Here is an 8,729-nt window from a genome sequence, read left to right as displayed (position 1 = left end):
GTTCGAAGTCCGCCAACACGGAGCGCGCGCTGCGGCGGGTGAGCCGGGCACGGAATCGGCTGGGTTTACCTGCACGGTGGTATTCGAGCCGGCCGGTCTTGACGGGCAGCAAGGCTACGCCTTGGCCCGCCTCAATGTCGGTACTGAAGAAATCGACCAGCGACTGGTAGCAGACATCGAGCAAGGCCGGATGGAGGAGGTAGTCGTCTTGCACCAGCTCGGCGGGAGGCTCCAGCTCGGCTTGCAGACAGTTATCGTCGACGACGGCCTCGCGCAGACCCTGAAAGCGCGGGCCGTAATCGAGACCCAGTGTGGCGGCCAGGCGGTAGTGGGTTTCCTGATCGACCTTGGTCTTATCCGTCGACAGCGGCGCAATCCGGGCGCTCCGGGCGGCGACACCCAGCTGCAAAATCCGCCCGGCGGCATGGAGCGTCCACGCATCCTGGCTCAAGCGCTGCCGACTCTTGATCTGGAAGCTGCCGTCCCGCTCGTTGAGCTCAAAACGGAGCAGTCGCGCGTGCTCGCCGTCGAAGACCATGGGGGAGACGATGTCCATCTCTTCGAACGCCAGCGCCTCTCCGCCCAGCCATTCACGGGCGGCCGCCAGCGCCATTTCGGCATAGGCCGCGCCGGGGAAGACGATGGCGCCCCCTACCTGATGGTCGGCGAGCCAGGGCAGGACCGTCGGATCGAGGGTGTTTTCCCAAGCATGTGCTGCCTCGGGAATCCGCCAACCCAACAGCGGATGCACGCGCCGCCGCTCGATGGCCAAGAGGCTTTCGCTGGTGCGCGGGTGCCAATGCCGCTCGCGCTGCCAGGGATAGTTAGGCAACTGAACACGACGCCCTGGCTGGGGGAAATAGGCACCCAGGTTCGGTTGGTCGGCCAGAAGGTGGGCACGCAAGGCGGCCTCGACGAGCGTATTCCAACCATCGGCCTCCTTGCGCAGGGTGGGCAGCACCCGCCCTTTCGTGCCAATCGACGTGAGGCATTCGCTGATGTAGCGTTGCAGGATGGCATGCGGGCCGATTTCGATGAAGCTGCGGCAGCCAAGCTCACCGAGTGTGGCGATGGCCTCGGAGAACCGCACGGGCTCGCGCACGTTGTGCCACCAGTACTCTGCACCCAGTTGATTGGCGTCGAGTTCGCCGCCGGTGACTGTCGAGACGAAGGCAGTTCCTGCCGCAGCGCGGGTTTCCAACCCGGCCAGGCTAGCGAGCAGCGACTCTCGGATCGGGTCCATCTGCCGGCTGTGGAAGGCGTAGTCGAGATCGAGCAGCCGGAAGAAGCCCCCTTTGGACGCAAGATGCGACTGGGCACGTTCCAGATCGGCCAGGCTGCCTGAAAGGGTAAGGTTCTTCGGGCTATTGATGCCGGCAATCGTGATATCGAGCGCCTCTCCCAGTTCCGCCATGACAGCTTGCATGGCTTCCACCGAGAGCCCGACAGCGGCCATGCGGCCCGTGCCGCGTGTCTCGCCTTGGGCGCGGCTGCGGGCAACGATCACCCGGATGGCCACGTCGAGATCGAGCGCGCCACAGGCCCAGGCCGCAGCCACTTCGCCCACACTATGGCCCGCCACTGCCAGCGGCTCGATGCCCTGCGCTTTCAGCAGGCGGGTGATGGCCACCTGAATGGCAAACAGCAAGGGCTGGGCAACGACGGTATCGTCGAGGCGGGAGGCTTCCCCGTTGGCCTGCAACTCGGCCAGCAGCGAAAAGCCGGCGATGGGCTGCATGCGGGCGTCGAGCTCGGCCAGGATGTCGGCAAAGGCCGGCGATTCGCCAATGAGGCGCAGGCCCATGCCCACCCACTGCGCGCCGTTGCCAGAATAGATGAAGGCCACGCCACCCGATTGCGGCAGTTGTTCTTCGAGCACCAGACCATCCGGAGCGTTGTCTTGGGTGTACACAGCCAGTTTTTCCGCCGCCTCGTCCGGTGTCTTGGCATAGAGTGCCAGGCGCTTTTCCAAGCGGTCGCGTCGGTACGCGGCGGCGTAAGCGATATCGTAGTAATCCGCGGGCGAGCTGTTCCTCAGCCGTTTCGCATAGCGGCTAGCCAAGGCTCGCAGCGCCGCGTCCGAACGCGCGGAGAGGAAAAGCGGCGGCAAGACCTCTGGGATAGACGCTCTTTCCTCCTCCCGGCGATATTCGCGCAGCAGGACGTGCGCGTTTGCGCCTCCAAAGCCGAAAGAGTTGACGCCAGCCACCAGAGATGTTTGTTTTTCCAGCGGCCGATAGTCGGTGACTGGCTGCAAATTGAGCCCGACGAAATCGATGTGCGGATTAGGTGTTTCGAGGTGGAGTTGCGGAGGCAGTGCGCGATGTTGCAATGCCAGGATCGACTTCACCAGACCCGCCATGCCGGAGGCGGCCTCCATGTGGCCAAGATTGGCCTTGACCGAGCCGATGGGTAGAGGTGTTTCCCGCCCTTGCCCATACACCGCCCCGATGGCGGCGGTTTCAATGGGGTCCCCCACCATGGTGCCTGTACCGTGCGCCTCAACAAAATCGATGTCCTGTGCAAACAGATTGGTTTTTGCCAGGACGTTTCTCATCAGCTCGGCCTGACCGTCTCGGCTGGGAATGGTGATACCCGTCTTGCGCGCACCGTCAGCATTGACACCCGTTGCAAGGATTACCGCCTTGATATCGTCGCCATCGGCGATTGCCTGTGCCAGCGGCTTGAGGAGGAGCACCGCCCCACCCTCGGCGCGCACATAACCATTGCCAGCAGCATCGAAGGCCTTGCAACGCCCATCGGCGGACAGCATCGATGCCTTGGTGAAACCGACGAAGGGATAGGGGTGCAACAATAAATTGATCCCGCCGACGAGCGCAGTGCTAGCCTCGCCAGCCTGCAACGCACGACAGGCGTGATGCAGCGCGACCAAGGAGGACGAGCAGGCTGTATCGACGGCGAGCGACGGGCCGTGCAAATCGAAAACGTAGGAAAGACGGTTGGCGGCAATACTGAGCGTGTTGCCAGTCATCGAGTGCGACGACATCGCGGCAAGGTCGTCGAACCCGCGCGTACCGTAATCGAGACTGGAGATGCCGACATACACGGCGCAATCGGTGCCAGCCAGACGCGAAGGGGGCACACCAGCGTTTTCCAGCGCCTCCCAGGACAGCTCTAGCAGTAATCGCTGCTGCGGATCGAGCCACGCCGCCTCGCGCGGCGAAATGCCAAAGAATCCAGCGTCGAATTCGTCGACACGCGAAAGAATACCCGCTGAAAAGGTAATGCTGCGACCCGGTTCAGACCGTTTTGTGCTCTGAAGTTCGCTGCTGGCCCAGCGATCACCGGGCACCTGGGTGACCAGATCCTTCTTTTGCTTGAGCGCTTCCCAAAGACTGGTATCGTCTGCAAGATCGCCAGGAAAACGGAATGCAATACCGGTTATTGCAATGGCGTTTATATTGTTTTCGTCAGATGCAGGCATGGCTACCGCAGCCTGCGCATTCGTTTCCGACGCAGGATGACCATCTGGCAAGCCATTTATTTCTAAGTCAAGCAAAACCTTTTTGAGTTGATTCATCAACCCGCCTCCTCCTGTAAAAACCCCCGCTCGCAACGCCAAGAAAACTAACTATCTGAGGCGCCCGAATTCGGGGGGGGAGGGGGGGTACATCGCAGCCTCCCTAAAGGCCACAAACACCCTGCCGTTGCTTCAAAATTGTTATGACAAGTATACCTTCCCCATTGCTTACCGACAATGTTTACTGGTAGGCGCTGGCTGGTTCGCACAAACGACAAAAGACCCCGCCTTCACCAGCCACCCAAGAGGGAAGCCAATTAAGACGGGGTCTATGGTTTTCGTTTGCTGCAGCCGCTGGCGTAGCCTATCTGGGCACACCGCGCTACTTGCCCAAGCTGCGCGCGCCGGTGTAGCCGAGGTGGCTGACACAGAAGAGGAGTGATGTCTCCGCCTCTCGCCGTGCGACAAGCCCTGGCTGCACATTCCCGCCGCCGTAGACCCAACGTCGCAGTTCCCGTGCGGTGCCCGTCCAGTCCCGCTGATTAATACGACGGCGCAACGTCGACGTCTGCAGCCGACCCGCCCCAAGGTTGAATGTGAAATCCACGATGGCTGCAAGCCGCCCCTCCGGTTCGGTGGCCAGCACCGGGCAGTAACGCAGTGTGGCGGCGAGTGCCAATTGGATGTCGCGCGCCAGATACACCTCGGCTTCTGCCTCCGTGATCGGCGGGTGCTTCGGATCGCAGAGATGGCCATAGCCAATCGTCCAGAAGCCTGCTGGGCAGATGTACGGATGCGCGCGTCCAGGATCGGCCTTCGGCACGTGATGGAACCCCTCGAAGCGCTTGGCCAGCCCAATGGCCGCCTGTGGCACTTCGATCACGGCCGCGCCCGATCAAAAACACGACCGAGGAACCAGAAGTTCAGCACCCCCGCCCACAGCGCCTGATCGGCCTCCGTCCAGGCATGCAGGATGGCCGTGCCCCAGCCAGCGCCAGCAGTGACCGCAGCCGCGAAAGCGGCCGTCTTGGCGGCGCAGTACAAGGCCATGAACCAGTAGGTGATCACCGGCCGCACGCTGACCGACAAGGCATCGGCCCAGCCGACACCCGATTTTTGGCCCTGTGCCGCCACCGCATCACGCAAGGCCTCGACAGCGCCCACGTTCCAGGCCGCATCGGAAGCAGCACCAATCTCGGCCATGCGCTGGGCTCCGCGCAACTTTTCGAACTCCAGCGCTTTGTCCTGCATCGCCAGTTCGTGGCCCCGTTCGCCCTGGCGGTCCAGCCATTTCAGGATCTCGGGCGCCAACCGGAATGCACCGCCCAAGAGTCCACCGAGCAGCGTCTCGATCATTGCGAGCCCCCCATCAGCTTGAGCTTGATGGCTGCGCCTACCAGAAGGATGGCGAGGATGCCAGTGGTGGCGACCTTGATCACGGTCTGCCAGGCAGTGCGGCGAGCGTCGCGCCAAGCCTCGAGCAGATCGCGCAGTTCACGGATGTCCTTCGCGGCGCTGCCGTTCTCCAGCCCGAGATGGGCAAGGCAACGCTCGGCACCGCGTTCGGCGGCACGGTCGAGAAGTTCGTCGAAGTCCTCGCGGCGCAACAGGAGCATGTTTTCCACAAGGGCGGCGGGTTGTTGTTCGGGTTCGGTCATTGCAGGTCTCCAGAAATGCGAAACCCGCCTGATGCACGTGGCACCAAGGCGGGTTCAGGGGTGATCAGGAAGATAGGCTTCAGATTTCGATGATTTCCAGCGTCAAGTTGGGTGCGCCGCCTTCGATGACGTCATCACGCACGAATACCTTCTGGCCGATGGCAGCGCTGCCGCGTGCGCGGATCAAGCCGCCGCCGGGTAAGGCGACGGTCACGACGCCGGAGCCGACGCCCACCACCGTGCCCGCCAGTAATGGCGGATCAGGGATAAGTTGGCGGAACTGCTCGTAGAGGTTATGCATGGCTCTGCACCCCCAAGGTCTGCCAGACCTCCGGCATTCCTGCCTCGACTTGCGTCGAGCGCACGATGCCCAGCCTCGTCACACTGCCGTCCTGGAACTCGACGAACGCACCCGGCTCGATGATCCCTGTCTCGGCCAGCACCGGCAGACGCAGGCTCACCTCGATCTGTTGCCCGGCATCGGCCAGAACCGAGATGCCTCGCTGGCGCGCCGCAGCGGCTTCGGTGATCAGCGCATCGACCACCATCGGGGCCAGCACATCCCCGGCAGTCCCGGCACGGGTCACCTGCCCAAGCACACCGACATCCTGACCGGACACGAACACGCGGTTGTATCCGGGCTTCTCTACCCAGCGCAGCGACTCGCGGGCCACCGCATCGACGGGCAGCACGAAGTCTGGCGTGACGGCGTTCCACTCCCACGGTGCGACCGGATACCGGTGGCACACGCGGATGCTCTGGTCGGACGGGTGCGGGATCAGGTAACCCCCGGCCGCGCTGACAATGGCAACCAAGGCTTCCATCCACGTACCCTGTTGGGTAAACACCCCGGCCGGGACGTTCCAGTCGGTCAGGCCCCAATCGATGCTCCAACCCAACGGGATGCCGTTGAGCGTAAGCACGTCCTCCATCAACTGGCGCGCCGTGCGCGCCTGCGGCTGCTGGAAGTTCATCACCGGCGAGTAGGGTGCAGCCAGCACGGCGTTGCGCCCTCTTCCCGAGATGCGGATGCTCGCGTCGCCGAACACCCGCTCTCGGCTGATGCTCTCAGCCAGCACGCGAAACGGCGTGCCGTTGACGCTGGCTACCAGTTCGACCGGGCCGCCATTGCTGCTGGGGGCGACGAGGCTTGTAGCGGCAGCGGGCAGCAGCGCATCGAAGCCCCATGTCCAGGAGGCGGCGTCGAGCGACAGCGAGAGATTGAACACCGGCACGGGCAATCCATCGGGCAGCCGGTGCAGGGTTACGTTGTTGATCACGAAATAGACCCTCCGAACGGGAACGACCACCGGCTCGCCATCTGGCGGGTCGGTGTGGTTTTCGCAGAAGAACAGCAGATGGGCACTGGCGGGAGCCAGCGCGGCGAACAGCAGATGGCCACTGGGCGTGTAGCAACGCGGCGGCTCGGGCGGCTCGGGGATCACCCACACGCTGATGCCGGGCGGTGGCCGCATCGCTTCCTGGTACCGCCCGCGCCAGCCGACCGGTCGGCGGCTTGCGCTCTGGAAGTCCGAACCCTGGCGCTGCCTCAGCAGGCGGGCGTTCTGCCAGAGGGCGAGCCGACCGGCGCGCTTGCTGCGGTCACCGTCCTGATGCGCGAAGCGCGTGGCGTCGCGCAAACGGGTGGCGTACTGGAACACGCCAGTCCGAATCTGCGCGATGGGCGTCGCGTTCTCGCGGGTGAACCCGGTTGCACCGTGCAAGCGCTTCGCCTGCTGCTGGCCAGTACGCCGCAGCAGCGGCGCTGCCACCAAGACCGGCGGCAACCGGTGCGCGATGCCGTGCACCGACACAGCCCCCCGCTGCCACGCCGCACCCCAGCCTGCGGGCGTGGCCGTCGCATCCTGCTGGCGCTGCGCTGCGCCGCCCTCGTGCTGCACGGCCTGCTGCCACTCATGCGCCATTTGGCTCACCGTCGGGCGCTGCGTGCGCGAGGCGTAGCGCACCTCGCCGGTGAGCACCACGCCGGGCAGGCTGGCCACGCCGATGTTGAGCGGCACGCTCGGGCGCAGGATGAGCGTGCTGACTGTCAGGCCCGGCAGCTCGGCCTGCATCTCCAGCCGCGCGGGCGGAATGAAGGCGACGCTGGCCACCGGAAGCGGCAGCGTGGCCTGCACCACCACATCGTTGCGCGGCGGCACGTAGTCCGCGCCGAAAACTAAATCGGCGTCGGTGGCGGCGGGTCGCTCGTACAGCAGGTCGACGTTTTGCCCAGAGTTCACAGGCATCGTTCACCCCCGACACTTCAGCCCAGGATGGCCGACACCATCCGGGCGTCGCCGCCCAGATAGAGGTTGGTGCTAGCGAGCTTCACGTCGCCCGCACCATCGGTGCCGCTGCAATCCAGGTCGAGCGCCGTCACCTCATTGCCGTTGACCAGCCGCGCCCAGGTGGCGATGCCGGTGGCAGCGATCAGGCCGTCCTCCTGCTGGGTCAGCGTCAGCAGCCCGCCCGCAATCGTTCCTGCGGGTTTGGTGAGCGCGATCTCCACCAGCATCGCACTGGTGGGCGTCGCCGTCGGACTGGGTGGGCGTGTGCCGCCGTAGATGCGCAGCCGCGCCGGGTTGGTTCCCGCATCGAGGAAGGACAGCGTGCCCGCAAGCCGCGCCTCGTTGTGTTCCTGCGTGATGGCGACGGTCATGGCATCAAGTCCTCTGGAATGAGCGGCCTGAGGTTGTCCGCGATCACTGCGCGGTACATCTGTCGGTAGTCCGTGCTGATCACCGTGTAGCGCTGTTGAGGGTCGATGCGCTCGAATCGGTAGGTGCCGTCAGCCCGAGACCACGTGCTCGCCACCAGGGTGTGGGTGTTTTCGCTGTAGAGCAGAACTTGGCGAACGAGGGGTTGGTCGGGCTGCCCCTTCTCCTTGACGGTGCCGGTGATCTGGCCGTTGCCGCCGAAATAAATGTCTCGGCGCGCACTGGCCACAGCTCGAACCCGGGGCGGGTAGCTGCCTGGCTGGCTCCACAGTTCAGTGTTCGGGCTGTGCCAGCGGGCCAAGGCAGCGGAATGCACGCCGACCGGCGGGCCCGCGAGCGCGGCACGGCAGGCGGATTCGAGCGCGCGCACGTCAGCAAGGCTTGCGACACCCGACCACAACCCGGCGGCGAAGAAGCGCTCGCTGCCGCCGATGTTGTATTCGTTGCCGTCGGCGTAGTAGCCGATGCCGCCCACGCTGTCTGCCACCCACGAGCGCGCGAAAGCCGCGCCCGCCCAGTCGTCGTTGATGTAAACGCGCGCACTGGCCGGGCTGACGACCAGCGCCATGAACTTGGGCGCGCCCCACGCGGGCCCGCTGCCCACCTGACCGCCACTGCCATTGGCGTACTGGTAGATTGCGCCGTTGGACTCCTGATCCAGAAAATAGCTGTTGCTGTCGCCGAGGGTCTTGTAGAACACCAGCCCTCGGCTGACGTGCATCACGAGGCCCGCCAGCACGAAGTCGCCTGACAGGGGGTCTCCTCGTTTTCAGTGCAATAAGTGACGGTACGAAAAGCTAGCACTGGCGCGGAGGTGGTGTTGGTAGATCGTTGATTTCATTGACTTTCCTGTTCACTTTCAAATCTGCG

The 8,729-nt window shown here is 64.3% G+C and carries 8 protein-coding genes; all 8 read right to left on the bottom strand.

What is annotated here, in order from left to right:
• On the bottom strand, nucleotides 1–3,541 hold a 3,541-nt coding region (locus ACE3SS_RS13800), incomplete at its 3' end, for a type I polyketide synthase (RefSeq protein ID WP_374594889.1).
• 322 nt (nucleotides 3,542–3,863) lie between these two features.
• Nucleotides 3,864–4,364, bottom strand: a complete 501-nt coding sequence (locus ACE3SS_RS13795) for a lysozyme (protein WP_374416978.1) — start codon at nucleotides 4,362–4,364, stop codon at nucleotides 3,864–3,866.
• Nucleotides 4,361–4,837, bottom strand: coding sequence for a hypothetical protein (locus ACE3SS_RS13790; protein ID WP_374416976.1), 477 nt, complete (start codon nucleotides 4,835–4,837; stop codon nucleotides 4,361–4,363). The genes ACE3SS_RS13795 and ACE3SS_RS13790 overlap by 4 nt, the downstream gene beginning before the upstream one ends.
• The gene (locus ACE3SS_RS13785) at nucleotides 4,834–5,139 is read right to left on the bottom strand and encodes a DUF6127 family protein (protein WP_374416975.1); all 306 of its coding nucleotides are present in this window, start codon (nucleotides 5,137–5,139) and stop codon (nucleotides 4,834–4,836) included. Before ACE3SS_RS13785 ends, ACE3SS_RS13790 begins: the two co-directional genes overlap by 4 nt.
• Nucleotides 5,140–5,218: 79 nt before the next feature.
• Nucleotides 5,219–5,440 (bottom strand): hypothetical protein, encoded by a 222-nt coding sequence (locus ACE3SS_RS13780; RefSeq protein ID WP_374416973.1) that lies wholly within the window; start codon nucleotides 5,438–5,440, stop codon nucleotides 5,219–5,221.
• The gene (locus ACE3SS_RS13775) at nucleotides 5,433–7,388 is read right to left on the bottom strand and encodes a hypothetical protein (RefSeq protein WP_374594886.1); all 1,956 of its coding nucleotides are present in this window, start codon (nucleotides 7,386–7,388) and stop codon (nucleotides 5,433–5,435) included. The genes ACE3SS_RS13780 and ACE3SS_RS13775 overlap by 8 nt, the downstream gene beginning before the upstream one ends.
• A 17-nt stretch (nucleotides 7,389–7,405) precedes the next feature.
• Complete coding sequence (locus tag ACE3SS_RS13770) at nucleotides 7,406–7,801, bottom strand: hypothetical protein (RefSeq protein ID WP_374594884.1); 396 nt, start codon at nucleotides 7,799–7,801, stop codon at nucleotides 7,406–7,408.
• Nucleotides 7,798–8,559, bottom strand: a complete 762-nt coding sequence (locus tag ACE3SS_RS13765) for a hypothetical protein (RefSeq protein ID WP_374594882.1) — start codon at nucleotides 8,557–8,559, stop codon at nucleotides 7,798–7,800. Before ACE3SS_RS13765 ends, ACE3SS_RS13770 begins: the two co-directional genes overlap by 4 nt.
• Between the last annotated feature and the right edge of the window lie 170 nt (nucleotides 8,560–8,729).

This window comes from Aquabacterium sp., assembly GCF_041915145.1.
GTDB lineage: Bacteria > Pseudomonadota > Gammaproteobacteria > Burkholderiales > Burkholderiaceae_C > Aquabacterium.
The sequence above is the reverse complement of the archived record's forward strand: the minus strand, read 5'-3'. Positions and strand labels throughout refer to the sequence as shown.